Genomic DNA, 19,059 nt, shown 5'->3' with positions numbered 1-19,059 from the left:
CCTCGGCTATCCGGACAGGTTGAAGTTGCCGTTGGATCCGTAGATGGCCAGGGAGACCAGCAGGGTGACCGAGACGACCACGATCAGGGAGGTCCGCACCGCGTTACCGACCGCGACCCCGACCCCGGAGGGGCCGCCGGTGGCGAAGTAACCGAAGTAGGTGTGGATCAACAAGATCGTGATCGCCATCAACACCGCCTGCAAGAAACTCCACAGCAGGTCGATCGGATTCAAAAACGTATTGAAGTAATGGTCATACAAACCGCCGGACTGACCGAACAACACCACCGTCGTGAACTGCGACGCCACGAAACTCAAGATCACCGCGATCGAGTACAGCGGGGTGATGGCGACCATGCCCGCAACAATGCGAGTACTGACGAGGTATTCGACCGGCGGGATACCCATCGACTCCAGGGCGTCGATCTCCTCATTGATCCGCATCGCCCCCAACTGCGCGGTCACCCCGGCACCGAACGTGGCGGCCAGGCCGATCCCGGCCACCACCGGGGCACTGATGCGCACATTGATGAACGCAGCCAAAAAGCCGGTCAACGCTTCGATTCCGATATTGCCCAGTGAGCTGTAGCCCTGCACGGCCAGGGTGCCACCGGCAGCCAGCGTCAAAAACCCGACGATCACCACGGTGCCGCCGATCATCGCCAGCGTGCCCGCACCCATCGAGATCTCGGCGATCAGCCGGATGATCTCCTTGCGGAAATGGATGGTCGCGTGCGGAGTCCCCGCGATCGCCCGCCCATAAAAAATCGTGTGATCACCAATACGACTGAACGTCCCCAACGGACGGCGCACCTGCCGCGCGATACGCGGATACAACGCATTCAACGACGCCATGATCTACCGCGCGCTCATCCGGATACCGATGGCCGTGACGACCACGTTCACCACGAACAGGGCCATGAACGCGTACACCACCGTCTCGTTGACCGCGTTCCCGACCGCCTTGGCGCCACCACCGGTGATCGTCAACCCCCGATAGCAGGCCACCAGGCCCGCGATCAACCCGAACAACGCCGCCTTGACACAGGAGATGATCACCTCGGGCACCCCGGTCAACAACGTGATGCCGGCAGCGAACGCACCGGGGTTCACATCCTGAACGAACACCGAGAAGACGTAACCACCCAAAATCCCGATGATCACCACCAAGCTATTGAGCAGCAACGCGACCAGACCCGAGGCCAGCATCCGCGGAGTCACCAACCGCTGCACCGGATTAATGCCCAACACTTCCATCGCGTCGATCTCTTCACGAATCGTGCGCGACCCCAAATCCGCACACATCGCCGTCGCCCCCGCACCGGCCACGATCAACACCGTCACCAACGGACCCACCTGCGTGACCGCACCAAACGCAGCACCAGCACCCGACAGGTCCGCAGCACCCAACTCCCGCAACAGGATGTTCAGAGTGAACGACACCAACACCGTGAACGGAATCGCCACCAACAACGTCGGCGCCAACGACACCCGCGCCACAAACCACGACTGCTCCAAAAACTCCCGCCACTGAAACGGCTTGCGGAACACAAACCGCACCGCGTCAGCCGACATCGCGAACAAGCCACCAATGGCCTGCATCGGACCCGACGCACTCTTGAGCGAGATGCCCGGCGACCAACGATCTGCTGTGCGATTCGTCATGGGTGTCTTCTGAACCTCCAACGTCGTCGTGCTCATCGCCCCAGCGTCATGGCACAAACCGGTCCAAAACTGGAACGTGTTTCAACGACGCCAACGCAGATTAGTGCACTTACCGCCCGTGCGGTAGCGAATCTCGGCAATCGGGACCTGTGACTGGTGGTGTCGGTGTTTCTTTCGATCTGTTCGAGACGACAAGGGCTCAAGTGTCTCGTTTTCCGCCGCTCTGTAGTCGACTCTCTTGGGGCAGTCAGGATTCGGGAGGCTGCCCGCAGTGGAGTCACGGGTGGAAGACTGGCCTGCCGACCGACCGGGTCGGCGACCGGTTCCCGGTCAGCGGGATCACCCTCACGCGCAGCGGATCACGGCCCACAATGATCGAGGCCCATCCCGACCCGACACAGGAGCCGACCCGTCATGTCGACCTTGCAGCGTTATACCGATCGTCGAGTCCTGATCACCGGCGGCGGTTCCGGCATCGGACAGGCTTGTGTACTGCGGATTCTCGCCGAAGGCGGCCGGGTGGTGGCCGCGGATGTCAGCGAGTCAGGCCTCAAGGACACGACGGCCAAGGCCGCCGACGCCGGCGACCGGCTGACCACGGTCGTCGTCGATGTCGGCGACGAGGAGTCGGTGAAAACCGGTGTCGGTGAAGCGATCTCCACCCTCGGCGGCCTCGACACACTGGTCAACGTCGCCGGCATCCTGCGCTCGGACCACTTTCTCGACACCACGCTCGCCGCGTTCGAGCAGGTGCTGCGGGTGAACCTGGTCGGCACTTTCCTGGTGACGCGCGAGTCAATTCCGGCTCTGCGGGCCGGAACTGCCCCGGCTGTCGTGAACTTCAGCTCGACATCGGCCGGCTTCGCGCACCCCTATATGTCGGCCTACGCCGCGTCGAAGGGCGGCGTGCAGGCCATGACTCACGCCCTGGCTGCCGAGTTCGCCAAGGACGGCATCCGCTTCAACTCGGTGCAGCCTGGGTCGATCTCGTCGGGCATGACCGACGGCACCGGCGAGTCGAAGCAGAGCGTCGGCCCCGGCCTGCCGGAAGACGTCGACTACAGCTTGTTCGGCCGGGTCGCTCCGCTGCTGCCGTTCCCGAAGGGCGAGATGTTCGCCAAGCCCGACGCGGTCGCCAACGTTGTCGCGATGCTGGGCAGCCCGGACGCCTACTTCGTCTCGGGCACCGAGATTCGCATCGACGGCGGCGCCCACATGTAATTCAGGTGGCGATGCCTGCAGTCAGGATGGCGGCCAGCTCGCGATACGCGGCCGCGTCGTCCAGGCCGGTCGCCGACCGCACGGTCCCCTGCTGGATTCGCACCATCATGGCCGCGGCCAGATCCGCGGCGAACACGGCATGCACATCCCGGAACTCTTGTGCGGCAACCCCTTCGGCGATCAGTTCGCTGACCCGGCGGGCCGCGATCGCGGTGTTCTGCTCATAGACCGCCCGAGCCGGCGCGAACCCGTCCAGATCTGCCATGAATTGGTCCGAGGCGACCTCCAGTGCGGTGCCGACGGCGGTGAGGTACGCGGTGATGCGCTCACGTGCGCCGTCCACCTGTGCGACGCGGTGTTCGACGTCGTCGGTCGCGCGCCGGAAGAAGTGCACGGTGACCGCGTGCACCAGCTGCTCCTTGCTGCCGGCCAGGGTGTACAGCGTCCCCTTTGAACACCGCAGCCGCGCCGCGATGTCATCGAGGGTCACCTGCGCGAAGCCCTCGGCAAGGAACAGCTCCAGCAGGGCGTCGAACAACTCACCGCGGCGCCGGGTCCCGAACGCCGGAGGGGTGCGGGTAGCCATCCGCGTAATAGTACTGGTAAATGTAATTCAGTACTATTTTGAGTATCCATCGAGAGGTCCCGCCCATGCCCGTCGATCGCCTCCTCCCCGACCAGGACGCCGCGGATCTGATCGCGCTGACCCGCGACATCGGGGACAAGGTGCTCAGCCCGATCGTCGACGAGCACGAGCGCACCGAGACCTATCCCGAAGGCGTGTTCGCCCAGCTCGGGGCAGCCGGGCTACTGAGCCTGCCCCAGCCCGAAGAGTGGGGCGGCGGCGGTCAGCCCTACGAGGTGTACCTGCAAGTGCTCGAGGAGATCGCCGCGCGCTGGGCCGCGGTCGCGGTCGCGGTCAGCGTGCACAGCCTGTCGTGCAATCCCCTGCTCGCGTTCGGTACCGATGCGCAGCGCGAGCGTTGGCTGCCGGGCATGCTCTCGGGTGAGCAGATCGGCGCCTATAGCCTGTCCGAACCGCAGGCCGGTTCGGATGCCGCCGCGCTGCAGTGCAAAGCCACGCCGACTGATGCCGGTTACGTCGTCAACGGTTCGAAGGCCTGGATCACCCACGGCGGGCGGGCCGACTTCTACACGTTGTTCGCCCGCACGGGCGAAGGTTCCCGCGGCATCACTTGCTTCCTGGTGCCGAGCGATCTGCCCGGACTGAGCTTCGGCAAGCCCGAGGAGAAGATGGGGCTCTCGGCGATCCCGACGACGTCGGCGTTCTACGACAACGCACTCGTCGACACCGAACGCCGGATCGGCGCCGAGGGGCAGGGTCTACAGATCGCGTTCAGTGCGCTGGACTCGGGCCGGCTCGGCATCGCGGCCGTGGCCGTCGGGATCGCGCAGGCCGCGCTCGACGAGGCGTGCGCATACGCCAACGATCGAACGACGTTCGGCCGCAAGATCATCGACCATCAGGGACTCGGCTTCCTGCTCGCCGACATGGCCGCAGCGGTGGCCAGCGCGCGGGCCACCTATCTGGATGCCGCACGGCGGCGCGATGCCGGCCGGCCCTATTCGCAACAGGCCAGCGTCGCCAAGCTGGTGGCCACCGACGCCGCCATGAAGGTCACCACCGACGCCGTTCAGGTGCTCGGCGGTGTCGGCTACACCCGCGACTACCGCGTCGAGCGCTACATGCGGGAAGCCAAGATCACCCAGATCTTCGAGGGAACCAACCAAATCCAGCGACTGGTTATCGCACGCGGGCTCACAACAGCCTGAACGGCGATACGATCCGTCCATCAACGGCCTGAGCCGCCCCGGCCAGCGATCCCGTTCTATCGAAAGCCGTGTCCTTACCCGGGTCCTGACGAGCGATTCCATCGAAGAATTCATATTTCGTTGCGGAATCGGTTGCGAAGAGCACGCAAATCCGCAATCGTTTAGGAGCGGGGTCGACAGGTCGCACTGCTCGTCGGCCCGCGGGACTTAAGGAGACGGGCCCTGACCGAGACCGGCGCCACCGCCACCCAGCAGACCACCGGGAAACCCGGATCCAAGCGCACCACCGGCGCGCCCGTGATCGAGATCGACCACGTCGTCAAGCGGTTCGAGGACTACGTCGCCGTCACCGACGCCGACTTCTCCATCGGCGCCGGCGAGTTCTTCTCCATGCTCGGCCCGTCCGGCTGCGGGAAGACCACCACCCTGCGCATGATTGCCGGCTTCGAGCAGCCCACCGAAGGTGCGATCCGGCTCGAGGGCGTCGACGTGTCACGGGTCCCTCCGCACAAACGCAACGTCAACACCGTCTTCCAGCACTACGCCCTGTTCCCGCATATGACCGTGTGGGACAACGTCGCCTACGGACCGCGCAGCCAGAAGAAGGACAAGGCGACGGTCAAGAAGAGCGTCGACGAGATGCTCGAGGTTGTCCGGCTCACCGACTTCGCCCAGCGCAAGCCCGCCCAGCTCTCCGGCGGTCAGCAGCAGCGCGTCGCCCTGGCCCGGGCGCTGGTCAACTACCCCAGCGCCCTGCTGCTCGACGAGCCACTCGGCGCCTTGGACCTCAAGCTGCGTCACGTTATGCAGTTCGAGCTCAAACGCATTCAGCGTGAGGTCGGCATCACGTTCGTCTACGTGACGCACGACCAGGAGGAAGCGCTCACGATGAGCGACCGGATCGCGGTCATGAACCAGGGCAACGTCGAGCAGATCGGCACCCCGACCGATATCTACGACCGCCCGGCAACGGTGTTCGTGGCCGGCTTCATCGGCCAGGCCAACCTGTGGCACGGCCGCCAGACCGGCCGCACCAACCGCGATTACGTCGAGGTCGACGTCCTCGGCACGACGCTCAAGGCCAAGCCCGGCGACACCACCATCGAGCCCGGCGGCCAGGCCACGTTGATGGTCCGCCCCGAGCGGGTTCGGGTGTCGATGGAACAGCCCACCGGGGACGTCGCAACCGTCGCCGCCAAGGTGGTCGACCTGACCTTCCAGGGGCCGGTGCTGCGGTTGTCGATGGCCGCCGCCGACGACTCCCCGATCCTGGCCCATGTCGGGCCCGAGCAGAACCTGCCCCTGCTGCGCCCCGGCGACGATGTGTTCGTGGCCTGGTCCCCCGACGCGTCGCTGGTGTTGCCCGCGGCCGACATCCCGACCACCGAAGACCTCGAAGAGATGCTCGACGACTCGTAAACCGGACCGACTCCGCGCCACGCCCGTTCATCGACCCAACTTCCCCCAAACGAAAGGCACTACGGCACATGGCCACAGAGATCGACCCCCGGATCCTCGCTTCGCTGTCCTCCCGGCGCCGCTTCATCGGCGGCGGTGCCGCCGCCGCAGCCGCGCTGGTGCTGGGACCGTCCTTCCTCGCCGCGTGTGGCAAGTCCGATAACAAGAGCAGCTCGAGCGGACCCGCCACCCCGTCGGACGACGGCTCCCCCGCCACCGGAAAACTGCGCATCTCGAACTGGCCGCTGTACATGGCCGACGGTTTCGTCGCGGCCTTCCAGACCGCAACCGGGATCACCGTCGACTACAAAGAGGACTACAACGACAACGAGGAGTGGTTCGCCAAGAACAAGGAGCCGCTGTCGCGCAAGCAGGACATCGGCGCCGATCTGGTGGTGCCCACCCAGTTCATGGCCGCCCGGCTCAACGGACTCGGCTGGCTCAACGGGATCAGCGAAAGCCGTTGGACCAACAAGAAGAACATGCGCGAAGACCTCCTCAACGCCAAGGCCGACCCGGGCCGCAAGTTCAGTGCGCCGTACATGTCCGGCATGACCGCGCTGGCCTACAACCGGGCGGCGACCGGTCGCGACATCACCAAGATCGACGACCTCTGGGATCCGGCGTTCAAGGGCAAGATCAGCCTGCTCGCCGACACGCAGGACGGCCTCGGCATGATCATGCTGTCGCAGGGCAGCTCGGTGGAGGACCCGACCAGCGACGGCGTGAACAAGGCCGTCGGCCTGATCAAGCAGCAGAAGGATGCCGGTCAGATCCGCCGGTTCACCGGCAACGACTACGCCGACGACCTGGCGTCCGGCAATGTCGTTATCGCCCAGGCTTATTCGGGTGACGTGGTGCAGCTGCAGAAGGACAACCCGGACCTCAAGTTCGTGGTGCCCGAGACGGGTGGCACGACGTTCGTCGACACGATGGTGATCCCCTACACCACGCAGAACCAGAAGGCCGCCGAAGCGTGGATCAACTACGTCTACGATCGGGCGAACTACGCCAAGCTGATCGCGCATACCCAGTACGTGCCGGTGCTCTCGGACATGACCGACGAGCTCAATAAGATCGATCCGGGCCTGGCGACCAACCCGCTGATCAACCCGCCGAAGGCCACGCTGGACAAGTTGAAGACCTGGGCCGCGCTCACCGACGAGCAGACCGACGAGTTCAACAAGGCGTACGCCGAAGTCACCGGCGGCTGACGCATGGCGGGAGTAGCCAGTAGCAACCGGCAGCGGAGCAAGATCGCTCCCTACCTGATGATCCTGCCCGCGCTCGCGTACCTCGGGGTCTTCTACGTGGTGCCGTTCGTGTCACTGTTGCGGACGTCGCTGTCGGAGATGGGCGGCTCGATCTATCTGCCGACGCTCACGTTTGCGTGGGATTTCGGCAACTACGGTGAGGCACTGACCGAATACCAGGACCAGATCCTGCGCTCGTTCGGGTACGCGCTGGCCGCGACCGTGCTGTGCGTGCTGCTGGCTTTCCCGCTGGCCTACGTGATCGCGTTCAAGGCGGGCCGCTTCAAGAACCTGTTGCTGGGTCTGGTGATCCTGCCGTTCTTCGTGACGTTCCTGATCCGCACGCTGGCGTGGAAGACGATCCTGGCCGACGACGGCTGGGTGGTCCACGCGCTGGGTACGGTCGGTCTGCTGCCGTCCGAAGGGCGCCTGTTGTCGACCGGCTGGGCGGTCGTCGGCGGCCTGACCTACAACTGGATCATCTTCATGATCCTGCCGCTGTACGTCAGCCTCGAGAAGATCGACGCCCGCCTGCTGGAGGCCTCCCGCGATCTGTACGCCACCAACCGCAGGATGTTCGGCAAGGTGATCATGCCGCTGGCCATGCCGGGTGTGCTGGCCGGCAGCATGCTGGTCTTCATTCCGTCGGTCGGTGACTTCATCAACGCCGACTATCTGGGCAGTACTCAGACCAGGATGATCGGCAACGTCATTCAGAAGCAGTTCCTGGTGGTCAAGGATTATCCGGTGGCCGCTGCGCTGAGCTTCGTGCTGATGGCGCTGATCCTGGTCGGCGTGCTGCTCTACACCAAGGCACTCGGTACCGAGGATCTCGTATGACAACCGAGGCCGGCGCGGCGATCGCGCAGACCATCGACCACGGCGGGCTGGCCAAGCCGGGCCGCAACATTCGGGGCACCTTCAAGCTCGGCGACATAGCACTGCGCGTCATCGCAGGCCTGGTGTTGGCCTATCTGTTCCTGCCGATCCTGGTGATCGTCGTCTTCTCGTTCAACAAGCCGGCCGGAAAGTTCAACTACACCTGGCAGGGTTTCACGTTCGACAACTGGGCCAACCCGTTCAAATACCCGGCCCTGACCGAGGCATTGAAACTGAGCCTGAACGTCGCAGCGGTGTCGACCGTGATCGCCGGAATTCTCGGCACCCTGGTCGCGATTGCCCTTGTGCGGCAACGATTTCGCGGCAGCAAGACGGTCGACACCTTCCTGGTGCTGCCGCTGACCTCACCCGAGGTCGTGATGGGCGCCTCGCTGCTGACCCTGTTTCTCGACCTGGGCTGGGCCACCGGATACACCACCATCGTGATCGCACACGTGGCTTTCGAGATCAGCTTCATCGCGATGACCGTGCGTGCCCGCATCCGCGGCTTCGACTGGACACTCGAAGACGCCTCGCTGGATTTGGGCGCCGGCCCCACCCGGACGTTCTTCAAGGTGACTCTGCCGCTGATCGTGCCGGGCATCGTCGCCGCCGCCATGCTGTCGTTCGCGCTGTCCCTCGACGACTTCATCATCACGTACTTCGTCAGCGGCTCGACCGTGACCTACCCGCTGTACGTGAACGCGGCGGTGAAAGCCGCTGTGCCGCCCCAGATCAATGTGCTGGCCACCGCGATCCTGGTGATCAGCCTGATCCTGCTGGGCGTCGGGACGCTCTACCGGCGCAAGCGCGACAGCTGAGTTCGACACGCGAACACCGGCGTAACTGCCGCTGACCGCGGTCCATACGGCATTCTTGGCAGGTGACGGTCGACTCGCTGCTGGAATCCATCCCGCCGCTGGCGGTGTACCTGGTGGTCGGACTGATCATCGGCATCGAGAGCCTGGGCATCCCGCTGCCGGGTGAGATCGCGTTGGTGAGTGCGGCGCTGCTGGCCTCCCGGCACACCCTCGACATCGACCCGGTGTGGGTAGGCGCATCAGCGACCATCGGGGCGATCATCGGCGACACGATCGGTTACACGATCGGCCGCAAGTTCGGCATGGGTCTGTTCGAGCGACTCGGTAAACGCTTCCCGAAACACTTCGGCCCGGGCCACGTGGCACTGGCCAAGCAGTTGTTCGCCCGGTGGGGTGTGTGGGCGGTGTTCTTCGGGCGCTTCATCGCACTGCTGCGCATCCTGGCCGGCCCACTGGCCGGTGCGCTGCACATGCGTTATCCACAGTTCCTGGCCGCCAACGCCACCGGCGCCGTGTGCTGGGCCGGCGGCACCACCGCGGTGGTCTACTACCTCGGCATCGCCGCCGAAAAATGGCTGTCGCGGTTCTCCTGGGTCGCGCTGATCGTCGCGATCCTCATCGGCGTCGGGATGACGATGCTGCTCAAGGAGCGCACCCGTCGCCTGATCGACCAGCTCGAGGCCGAGCACGACTGGGAGACCCTGCGCAAACCGCAGAACTGAAAGTGGGGCAACTGCCCCATGACCGGACCCGGTGCACCACGCCAGCATTGGGCCCATGACAACGATCAGCACACCCCAACACGCAGTGCGTGCCGTCACCGCCCAGCGCACACTGCCGGCCGGCACCGACGACCGAGTGCACGGTTTCGGCATCATGGGCCTGCCGTTCGACAGCGGGCACTATCTGGCCTACCGCTACTTCCCCGCGTCCTCGTTCTCCCCCGCCTACCGCTCGGTGTGGCACCGCGACCCCGACGGCCGGTGGACGTTCTACGCCACGACGCCCGCCGAGCAGAGCTGCGCGCGCTATTTCAGTTCGGCGACAACGGTTCCCGCGGTGGAATGCACGATCTCCATGGCCTGGACCGATCCCTGGTCGCTGATTATCGGCATCCCCGGCCTGCTGCGGTGGACCGTCGGCATGACGAGCACGCCGACCACCCGCGCGGTGAGCCGTCTCGGGCACGCGCTGCCCGAATGGGCCTGGGCGAGCAGGCCGGTACTGGCCGCGATGGGCCGGGTGGCAGGGCCGCTGCTGGGCACCGGGGCGATGCGGCTGTCCGGCATCGTGCCCAACGGTCAGGGTTTCCGCGTCGCGCCACGCCAGATCTGGGCGGTCGGCGACTCGCGGGCCGTCCTGCACGGCGCGGATCTCGGGGCGGTCGCCCCGCTGCCCGCTCAGGAGCGATTGGGCGACTTCCGCCTGCCACAGCGGGGTCTTTGTGTGATCGGTACGGCACGGTTCGACGGCTTCGATCCGCAGTGTCACATCTCGGCCCGGCACACCGCGTCAACTGAACCCCGTACCGCGTGTTAGGGAGCACAATCGAGCACGTGGCAGCGCCGAGGGCCCCCGGCGGTCCGCAGCCCCGCACACCGAGCCGCGCCGAACTGCTGGCTGCGCTTTCGGTGGCGATCGACCTCGGCCTCGGCCAGCCCGCCGAGCACATGTTGCGCTCCGCCCTGATCGGAACGCGCATCGCCGACCGGCTGGGGCTGGACCGCGAGCAACGCGATTGCGTGTACTACGCGACCTTGGTGATGTGGATCGGCTGTCACGCGGATTCGCACGAATTCGCGCAGTGGTTCGGCGACGACATCTCGGTGCGCCGCGACTCCTATCACGTCGACTGGGCGGGGTTGCCGTACTTCCGCTTCCTGGCCGCCAATATCGGCAGGGGTGAACCCGTCGCACAGCGGTTGACCTCGATGGCAACCCTGTTCATCAACGCCCGCGGCAACATGTCCCAGCTGATCCACTCGCATTGCACGTCGGCGGCCCTGCTCGCCGACCGCATGGGTCTGGGCTCAGGAGTTCAGAATGCGGTGGGCTTCAGCTTCGAACGCTACGACGGGCGCGGAATGCCCGGCGGGGTTCGCGGCGAGGACATTCCGATCGAGATGCGGGTGGCCCAGCTCGCCGATATGGCCGAGGTGCACCACCGCAGCGGTGGTGTGAGCGCCGCCGTGGAGATGGTCACCGAACGCAGCGGTCATCACTTCGACCCGGCGGTGGTCGAGATCTTCACCGCCGATGCCGAGGCGATACTGGCCGGCCCGCAGGCCGGCGAGGTCTGGGAAGCAGCGCTGGCCTGCGCCCCCGATCACCACCAGCCGCTGCAGCAGCAGTCGCTCGACGAGTTGCTGGAGGCACTTGGCGATTTTGTAGATCTGAAATGTCCCTTCACACTTGGTCATTCGCGTGCGGTCGCCCAGCTGGCCGGCGACGCCGCCGAGCTCGCCGGTTTGGGCCCCGAAACGGTCACCCTGGTTCGGCGAGCCGGTCACGTCCACGACCTCGGCCGCATCGGTGTCTCCAATCAGGTGTGGTCCAAGCCGTCGACATTGTCGGCGGCCGAGTTCGAGCGGATGCGTCTGCACCCGTACCTCACGACCCGCATCCTGAGTCGGATCAGCGGCCTTGAAGAGGTCGCCCAGATCGCCGGCAATCACCATGAGTGCGTCAATGGCACGGGCTATCCCCGCAGCCTGCCCGGCGCCGCGCTCGGCATGCCCGACCGGGTGCTCGCTGCCGCGGTCGCCTACCAATCAGCCGTTGAGCCAAGGCCTTACCGCGCACCACTGGAACCGGCGGCGGCCGCCCACCGGCTGCGGGAACGGGCACGCGGCGGCGAGTTGGACGAGGTCGCCGCCGAAGCCGTCCTGCGCGCGGCCGGTCACCAGACTCGCCGGCCATCCACCCGGCCCGACGGACTGACGCCCCGCGAGATCGAGGTGCTGTGCCTGGTGGCGCGCGGCGCCTCGAACAAGGAAATCGCCACCTCGCTGGTGATCAGCGAGAAGACCGCACGCAATCACGTCGAACGGACCTACGCCAAGATCGGCGTGACCAACCGCATCGGAGCGAGTATGTACGCGCTGCGGCACGGATTGAACGGACCGCTGGGCTGAGGCGTTTGCCCCATGACCGCCATGGGGCTGGGAGTGAGGATCACGTCATGAATAGCGACAACAAAGCAGCGATCAGTCTGACCACCGGCCTGGAGGATCCCGAGCGCGTCACGGTGGCATTTCTGGTAGCTGTCGGCGCCGCCGAATCCGGCCGTCCGACGATGATGTTCTTGACGAAAGAGGCTGTGCGCCTGGCCGTACCCGGCGTGGGCGTGGCCACCGCGTGTGAGGGGTGCCCGCCCCTGGCCCAGCTCATCGAGCGCTACCAGCAGGCCGGCGGACGCTACCTGGTCTGCTCCGTGTGCGTGCAGGCCAAGAATCTGAATGCCGCCGACTTCATCGCCGGCGCCGAGGTCGGCGGCACGGTTCAGCTGTGGGAATGGATCGGCGACGGGGCGACAACGTTCAGTTACTGAGCTTCGGGTTGAACCACCCGCTGGGCTGACCCGTTGTTGAGGCGAATGCCCCATGATCAGTGCGGGCTTCGCGAGGAGCATCTTGACCATGACAAACATCCCGCTCTCCGCATCCACGCGGACCCGTCGCATCCTGGCCGTGGGCTATGGCATTGCGAGCTACGTCGTCTTTCTCGTGTCCTTCTGCTACGCCATCGGTTTCGTCGGTGACATCGTGGTGCCGCGCACCGTCGATCACGGTATCGACGGCGCCCCGTTCGGCGTGGCGCTTGCCATCAACACGGTGCTTCTCGGGCTGTTCGCCGTCCAGCACAGTGTGATGGCCAGGCCCGCGTTCAAACGATGGTGGACCCGCATCATCCCACCGGTGATCGAACGCAGTACCTACGTGCTTCTCGCCAGTCTTGTTCTGCTGCTGATGTATTGGCAGTGGCACACGATGCCTGCGGTCGTCTGGCAGGTCGACCAGCCGGCTGTCCGCGTGCTGCTGTGGACGCTGTTCGCGGCGGGCTGGGCTACCGTCCTGGCGGCCACCTTCATGATCAACCATTTTGAATTGTTCGGACTGCGGCAGGTATTCGCGGTCTGGCGGGGTTCGCCGGACCGGGAAACCGGGTTCCGGGCGAACCTGCTGTACCGGCTGGTGCGCCACCCGCTGATGCTGGGCTTTCTCGTCGCGTTCTGGGCGACGCCCGACATGACCGCCGGTCATCTTCTGTTCGCGCTCGGCACGACCGGCTACATCCTGATCGCCCTGCAACTCGAGGAGCGCGACCTGCTCGCGGCGCTGGGCGAGGATTACCGGCTCTACCGCAACAGCGTGCCGATGCTGGTTCCCGGCTTGCGGCCGCGTCGCTCGTCCCACATCACGACAGGATGCCCAGTTCGCGGCCCTTCCGGATAGCCTCGCGCCGCCCGGCCACACCGAGCTTGCCGAGTATCGCCGCCACGTGGTGGTCCACCGTTCTGACCGACAGGTAAAGCCTGTCGGCCAGTTCGGCATTCGTCAGGCCCTGATCGATGAGGCCGAGGACCTCGATTTGCCGGGCGGTCAGGCCCGCGGCGTTGCTGAGCGTTGCCGACCGAGCCCGGGCCGGCACCACGCTCGCACCACCCAACCGCAGGCCGCGCCGCACCTTCGCGGCCACCGCCGCCGCTCCCAGCCGGTCAAGGACGCCCAGACCGCGACGGGTCAGCTCCGCGTCACCCGAGTCGATGAGCGCCAGCGCCGCCTCGTACGGCATCGAAAGCCTCTGGAACTCATCGGCCGCCGCCTCGAACTGTCCGTCGAGCAACAGCCGGTGGGGCCCGATGGCCCGCTCGGTCTCGATCTCGGGATCGAGTCGGCGCAACCAGACCGCCAGATCACCGATCGCCATGTCGATGCCGTCAACAGCACACGTGTCGAGCAGTGCCCGGCAGGCGTCGATCCGGTCGTCGGGATTGCCGGTCAGCCACATCTGTTCGGCGACAGCCGCCGCGGGAAACAGCCGGAAGTGCTCACCGAACCCACTGAAGACGCGCCACGCGTCATCGAGACCCGGCACCGCGATCCCGTCGCGACGAAGCGAGATCAGCGCCTGGACGATCCATGGCCACGTGCTCACCAGCGGCCAGTTCACACCGGCAAGGACAGTCTCCGCGTCCGCACCGGCGTCATCCCAATCCCCCAGCAGCAGAGCGATTCTCGCACGCGTCGCGAACAACCACGACCGACCGAACGGAACATCGCGCTCGAGACATAGCGGGACGCTGACGTCCAGGAGTTCGGCCGTCTGGTCGTGGTGCCGCTGCTCGATATCGATCAACGCCAATATCGAGCAGCCGTAGGCATAGACGTCGTCGGCCACATGGTCGGTCGCGGCCGTGATGGCCGATACCACTACGTCACGCGCGCCGGCCTCACCCAGCAGCCCACCACGGTAACCCTCGACGATCTCCATTCGACTGCGCAGTATCGGATCATCGGTCTGATCCAGACACGCCCGCGCCTGGGCCAACAGCATCGCGCCACGCTCGAGATCGCCTGCGGAGACGGCGAAATAGGCCTGCGTCGTCAAGACGTGGCCGAGCAGCACGGGATCCGACCAGTCCCGCAGCGCCTCAACCGCTTTCACGCCATGTTGTTCGGCCGCCTGCAGGTTTGCCCGGTACGACTCGTAGAGGGCCAGGGCGTGGTGATTGGCGCTGATCGCGGCGGGCTGGCCGAGCCGGCTGCGCAGGCTCAGCGCCCGGCCGCGGGCTGTACTCGCCTCGTCCAGCCGATCGATCAAGTAACACTCCTGGGCCAGGAGCTCGAGCAGCTCCGCCTCGTGTTCGGCTGCCAGCGCACCACCGTGGGACAGTGCGATCTGATAGAACTCTGCCGCTTGGGTGTGCGCACCCGTTCGCGCCGCCGCTCGCGCAGCCTCGGATGCGGCCGATAGGATGCGCGGCTGATCACCCGCGCCCAGCGCGTGGTGGGTCAGGACCGCCGGATCTTGTTGGGGGGCAGCGTCATATGCGGCAATCATCCGGCGGTGCAGCTCGGCCTCGGCGCCCGGCGGGATGACGCTGGCGACCGCCAGCCGGCACAGGTCGTGACGGAAGGCCACTCCCCGATCGGTCCGCCGGATCAGCCGTGCTTCGTCAAGGGCACGGAGCGCGGGCACGGTGACGCCGAGGTCGGTGAGCAGAAAATCGGGGATCACGCCTGGCGCACAGGTCAGCAGATTCAGCAGATCCCATGCCGCAGCTTCGAGATTCACGGTGCGGGCCAGGATCGCGTCACGCACCGTCATCGGCAGCTCGTCACCGATGTGGTCGAGCATCTCCCCGACGAAGAAGGCATTGCCGCCGGTAATGCGGTGCAGCCGAGCGGGGTCGACATCGGTGTCGCCGACGAGTTCGGTCACCGCCGTCAGGGTCAGTGGCGGCAGCGGCAGCGTGGTGGCGGACCCGGAACGGGCGACGTCACCGAGCAGTGACCGCATCGGGTGACCGAATCCGATTTCGTCGTCGCGCACCGTCCCGATGACGAGTGAACGGGTGCGCCTGATTCGGCGCAGGACAAAACGCAGCAGATCGACGACTGCCTGGTCGGCCCAATGCAAATCGTCGATGACCAAGACCGACGGGTGTGTTCTGAGGTCTTCGAAAACGGCAGTGAAGATCTCGTGCGGCTGTTCGGCACACGTCAGCACCCGTCGGGTGTCCTCGCCGAGCTCGTCGGCCAGATCATGGATCGGGCCCAATGGCCGTGGCGTCGAGAGCGGGTCGCATCCGCCCCAGAGCACGCGGGCGCCGTCCGACTGCCGCTCGAGGAACGCCTCGACGAACGATGTCTTTCCGGCACCCGACTCCCCGGAGACGATCACCAGAGCGCCGCCGGTGTTTCTCGCCTCGTCCGCGCGGGCGGCAAGGACTGCCAGCTCGTGCTCGCGCTCAGCGAATGCCACACGGGCATGCTACGGGCCGATGGTCCTGTCCAGGTAGGTATCGCCGCCGTGTAGGTAGGTGTGGGCCGCGCACGAACATGGGCATCCGGTGCCGATGTTTCTCGCGGGTCGATCGCCGAACGTGGAACGCATGAAACGATTCATCATCGAGCGGGAGATCCCCGGGGCGAGCGATCTCACCGAAGCCGAACTGGCCGAGCTCTCGAGGCAGTCGAACAACGCGATGGCCTCTCTCGGCGTGCCCTATCGGTGGCTCAGCAGCTATGTGACCGCCGACAAGATCTATTGCATCCACGAGGCCGATGACGAAGACGTGGTCCGTGAGCATGCCCGCCGCAGTGGGTTCCCGGCGAATACGGTATCGGTGATCGCCGGCGAAATCGGTCCCTACACAACTCGTTTGATGAGGGGCTGAGGTCGATCATGGCAACGAACGCATTCATCATCGCGCTGACCGCGGGCTCGTTCGCTGTTGTCGGCGCCGCCTGCGCGGCCACAGCTCACGCGGAGACCGATCCCGCGCCGATTGTGATCGTCGGTGCCGCAAAGCATCACAAGCCCGCAGACAGGCAAGCCAAGCCGGCCGTGCCATCTGCCGTGGGTGTCGGACGGGACCTTGTCGGCTTCTTCATCAGCAACGGCGACGAACCCGGCGAAAACGCCGGCCTGCTGATCGGAAATGGTGCCGACGGCGGCACCGGTCAAGACGGCGGCCGGGGCGGCCTGCTCTTCGGCAACGGTGGCCGCGGCGGCGCCGGCGGGCCCGGACAAGCCGGCGGTAACGGTGGCAGTGCGGGGCTGTTCGGTCATGGTGGCGCGGGCGGCAGCGGCGGATCGGATATCCGGACCCTCAATGACCCGGCGTCGGGCGGGGCCGGCGGCAACGGCGGCAACGGCGGCCGCCTCATGGGCGCCGGCGGCGCAGGAGGCGCCGGGGGTGCTGGCTCCTCCGAGAACGGTGCCGCCAACGGCGGTAAGGGTGGCGCAGGAGGTGCTTCCGGTCTATTCGGCGATGCCGGCGACGGGGGCACCGGCGGAACCTCCACCGCGGTCACCGGCACCTCGTACGGCGGCGATGGCGGTAAGGGAGCGAACTCCTCTTGGTTTGGGCGGCCCGGCGCCGGCGGATTCGGCGGCCCAGCCAGTGGCAAGGCAACGGCCGTCGGTGGCAACGGCGGCGATGGCGGCGACGCCGCTGTTGTCGGTGCTGGAGGAGCCGGTGGCAACGGCGGCAACGGGACCGCCGATTTCGGCCTCGGCGCAGGTGGCTTCGGAGGCGACGGCGGACGAGGCGGTCTCATCGACCGCGGCGGCGTCGGGGGAAACGGCGGTTCCGGGCAAAGCAATTCCGGTCAAGCCAACGGCGGTTCAGGCGGTGACGGTGGCCGGGGTGGTCTCGCGGGCGCCGGTGGCAACGGCGGGGTTGGCAACGGCGGACTCTCCAACTCGGGCAATGGTATTGCCGGCGACGGCGGCGACGGTGGCGCGGGCGGCTTCAGCGCATCTGGAGGTACCGGCGGCAGAGGCGGCAACGGCGGAACCAACACCGGCAAGGCCTACGGGGGCAACGGGGGTGACGGCGGCAACGGCGGCCCAGGTGGCCGGGGTGGCAACGGCGGGGCCGGCGGCCAAGGCAAGACAGACAACGGCAAGACCGGTCGCACTGGACAAGACGGTTAGCAGCAAACAACACACAGGAGGAAAACCTATGAGCACCAACAACAAAGCAGCGATCAGCCTCACCACCGGCCTCGAGGATCCCGAGCGCGTCACGGTCGCATTCCTGGTCGCACTCGGCGCCGCCGAGGCGGGCCGCCCGACGATGATGTTCCTCGCGAAAGAGGCCGCGCGCCTTGCCGTCCCGGGAGTGGGTATCGGCACCGCATGCGAAGGGTGTCCCCCACTGGCCGAACTCATCGAACGCTACGAGCGCGCCGGCGGCCGTTACCTGGTCTGCCCGTTGTGCGTGCGGTCCAGGAACCTGGACGCCGCCGCCTTCATCGCCGGCGCCGAGGCCGGTGGAACCGTTCAGCTCTGGGAGTGGATCGGCGACGGAGCCACGACCTTCAGTTACTGAATCGCCGCTAGGAACCGAGAGCCCTGCCAGCGTTTGCCGACGGGGCTTCTTGGGGTAAGTCAATCGCCATGGCCGACAATGCAGTGCACGGTGCCGTCCGGTCTGCCACGCGCAACAGGTCGTTCGAGATCGCGGCGCGGACCGGATACAGCGTCAGCGGCATCCTGCATCTCCTGATCGCCTACATCATCGTGCGACTGCCCTTCGGCTCTTCGGGCGACGCCGACCAGTCCGGCGCGCTGGCGACGCTGGCAGCGCAGCCCGGCGGCAAGATCGCTCTGTGGTTGACCGCTGCCGGTTTGGTTGCCCTGGCACTGTGGCGGGTCGCCGAGGCCGTTCTCGGCTCGCACCCCACCGAACCGGGGCGCGAACACGACGGCGCCTACGACCTGTTCGACCGGGCGAAGTCCGTCGGCCTCGCCATGATCTACGCGGGCATCGCACTCGCCGCGGTCAAATTCGCCAATGGCGGTGGGCAATCGAACAGCGCGCAGAACACCGGGCTCACCGCCCGACTGCTCCAAAGCTACTGGGGCAAAGCACTTCTCCTGATCGCCGCCGCCGCGATCGTCGGTATCGGGGGCTACCACATCTACAAGGGGCTGTCGACGAAATTCGAAGACGATCTGACGGTCGCCGGCGGGGGCCCGCTGATCACCCCGCTGGGTATCGCGGGATACACGGCGAAGGGTGTCGTGCTCGGCGGCGCCGGGATCCTCCTGGTGGTGGCGACGGTGACCGCCAACCCGTCCAAGGGCGCCGGACTGGATGCGGCGGTCAAGAGCCTGGGCGAGGCACCCTTCGGTAAGGCACTGCTCATCGCGGCCGCGGTCGGATTCGCCGCCTACGGCGCATACTGCTTCGTCCTCGCCCGCTTTTCGCGGATGTAGTGGGGCGTGATCAC

Annotated in this window: 19 protein-coding genes; 15 read left to right on the top strand and 4 right to left on the bottom strand. The window is 66.3% G+C overall.

What is annotated here, in order from left to right; all coding sequences use genetic code 11:
• Positions 1–6: 6 nt before the first annotated feature.
• Together EV580_RS18395 and EV580_RS18390 are read right to left on the bottom strand one after the other, a co-directional pair.
• The gene (locus EV580_RS18395) at positions 7–855 is read right to left on the bottom strand and encodes an MlaE family ABC transporter permease (protein WP_133692637.1); all 849 of its coding nucleotides are present in this window, start codon (positions 853–855) and stop codon (positions 7–9) included.
• A 3-nt stretch (positions 856–858) separates the two neighbouring features.
• Positions 859–1,665, bottom strand: a complete 807-nt coding sequence (locus EV580_RS18390) for an MlaE family ABC transporter permease (protein WP_133693125.1) — start codon at positions 1,663–1,665, stop codon at positions 859–861.
• A 414-nt stretch (positions 1,666–2,079) separates the two neighbouring features.
• Between EV580_RS18390 and EV580_RS18385 the strand changes: the two genes are divergently transcribed.
• Positions 2,080–2,886, top strand: a complete 807-nt coding sequence (locus EV580_RS18385; protein WP_183505417.1) for an SDR family NAD(P)-dependent oxidoreductase — start codon at positions 2,080–2,082, stop codon at positions 2,884–2,886.
• A gap of 1 nt (position 2,887) precedes the next feature.
• On the opposite strand, the gene EV580_RS18380 is transcribed toward EV580_RS18385, so the two are convergent.
• The gene (locus tag EV580_RS18380; protein WP_133692636.1) at positions 2,888–3,472 is read right to left on the bottom strand and encodes a TetR/AcrR family transcriptional regulator; all 585 of its coding nucleotides are present in this window, start codon (positions 3,470–3,472) and stop codon (positions 2,888–2,890) included.
• Positions 3,473–3,537: 65 nt separating this feature from the next.
• On the opposite strand from EV580_RS18380, the gene EV580_RS18375 reads away from it, so the two are divergent.
• From EV580_RS18375 to mddA, 10 genes are all read left to right on the top strand, one after another.
• On the top strand, positions 3,538–4,680 hold the full coding sequence (locus EV580_RS18375; RefSeq protein ID WP_133692635.1) for an acyl-CoA dehydrogenase family protein: 1,143 nt from the start codon (positions 3,538–3,540) through the stop codon (positions 4,678–4,680).
• Between the two features lie 297 nt (positions 4,681–4,977).
• Positions 4,978–6,099, top strand: coding sequence for an ABC transporter ATP-binding protein (locus EV580_RS18370; RefSeq protein ID WP_133692634.1), 1,122 nt, complete (start codon positions 4,978–4,980; stop codon positions 6,097–6,099).
• A gap of 68 nt (positions 6,100–6,167) precedes the next feature.
• On the top strand, positions 6,168–7,352 hold the full coding sequence (locus EV580_RS18365; protein WP_133692633.1) for a polyamine ABC transporter substrate-binding protein: 1,185 nt from the start codon (positions 6,168–6,170) through the stop codon (positions 7,350–7,352).
• Between the two features lie 3 nt (positions 7,353–7,355).
• The gene (locus EV580_RS18360; RefSeq protein WP_133692632.1) at positions 7,356–8,231 is read left to right on the top strand and encodes an ABC transporter permease; all 876 of its coding nucleotides are present in this window, start codon (positions 7,356–7,358) and stop codon (positions 8,229–8,231) included.
• Positions 8,228–9,091 (top strand): ABC transporter permease, encoded by an 864-nt coding sequence (locus EV580_RS18355; RefSeq protein WP_133692631.1) that lies wholly within the window; start codon positions 8,228–8,230, stop codon positions 9,089–9,091. Before EV580_RS18360 ends, EV580_RS18355 begins: the two co-directional genes overlap by 4 nt.
• 62 nt (positions 9,092–9,153) lie before the next feature.
• Entirely contained in the window at positions 9,154–9,813 is a 660-nt protein-coding gene (locus EV580_RS18350; RefSeq protein ID WP_133692630.1) for a DedA family protein, read from the top strand.
• A 55-nt stretch (positions 9,814–9,868) separates the two neighbouring features.
• Positions 9,869–10,630 (top strand): hypothetical protein, encoded by a 762-nt coding sequence (locus EV580_RS18345; protein ID WP_133692629.1) that lies wholly within the window; start codon positions 9,869–9,871, stop codon positions 10,628–10,630.
• A 17-nt stretch (positions 10,631–10,647) separates the two neighbouring features.
• Positions 10,648–12,225: an HD domain-containing phosphohydrolase gene (locus EV580_RS18340; protein ID WP_286171647.1), complete on the top strand. Its 1,578-nt coding sequence runs from the start codon at positions 10,648–10,650 to the stop codon at positions 12,223–12,225.
• A gap of 47 nt (positions 12,226–12,272) precedes the next feature.
• Positions 12,273–12,641, top strand: coding sequence for a DsrE family protein (locus EV580_RS18335; protein WP_133692628.1), 369 nt, complete (start codon positions 12,273–12,275; stop codon positions 12,639–12,641).
• An 88-nt stretch (positions 12,642–12,729) separates the two neighbouring features.
• Positions 12,730–13,545 carry a methanethiol S-methyltransferase gene (mddA, locus tag EV580_RS18330; protein WP_133692627.1) on the top strand — a complete coding sequence of 272 codons (816 nt, stop codon included), beginning with the start codon at positions 12,730–12,732 and terminating at the stop codon, positions 13,543–13,545.
• Here the strand turns inward: mddA and EV580_RS18325 are convergent.
• Positions 13,508–16,078, bottom strand: coding sequence for an ATP-binding protein (locus tag EV580_RS18325; protein WP_133692626.1), 2,571 nt, complete (start codon positions 16,076–16,078; stop codon positions 13,508–13,510). The genes mddA and EV580_RS18325 overlap by 38 nt on opposite strands.
• A gap of 130 nt (positions 16,079–16,208) precedes the next feature.
• On the opposite strand from EV580_RS18325, the gene EV580_RS18320 reads away from it, so the two are divergent.
• From EV580_RS18320 to EV580_RS18305, 4 genes are all read left to right on the top strand, one after another.
• The gene (locus EV580_RS18320) at positions 16,209–16,493 is read left to right on the top strand and encodes a DUF4242 domain-containing protein (RefSeq protein ID WP_133692625.1); all 285 of its coding nucleotides are present in this window, start codon (positions 16,209–16,211) and stop codon (positions 16,491–16,493) included.
• Between the two features lie 8 nt (positions 16,494–16,501).
• A complete protein-coding gene (locus tag EV580_RS34655; protein WP_133692624.1) occupies positions 16,502–17,758 on the top strand; it encodes a PGRS repeat-containing protein in 1,257 nt (418 codons plus the stop codon).
• Positions 17,759–17,786: 28 nt separating this feature from the next.
• Entirely contained in the window at positions 17,787–18,155 is a 369-nt protein-coding gene (locus tag EV580_RS18310; RefSeq protein ID WP_133692623.1) for a DsrE family protein, read from the top strand.
• A gap of 68 nt (positions 18,156–18,223) precedes the next feature.
• Positions 18,224–19,045, top strand: coding sequence for a DUF1206 domain-containing protein (locus tag EV580_RS18305; protein WP_133692622.1), 822 nt, complete (start codon positions 18,224–18,226; stop codon positions 19,043–19,045).
• The last annotated feature ends 14 nt before the right edge of the window (positions 19,046–19,059 follow it).

The sequence above is a fragment of the Mycobacterium sp. BK086 genome, assembly GCA_004362315.1.
Classification (GTDB): Bacteria; Actinomycetota; Actinomycetes; order Mycobacteriales; family Mycobacteriaceae; genus Mycobacterium.
Note: the sequence above shows the minus strand (reverse complement) of the source record. Positions and strands in the feature narration are given on the sequence as shown.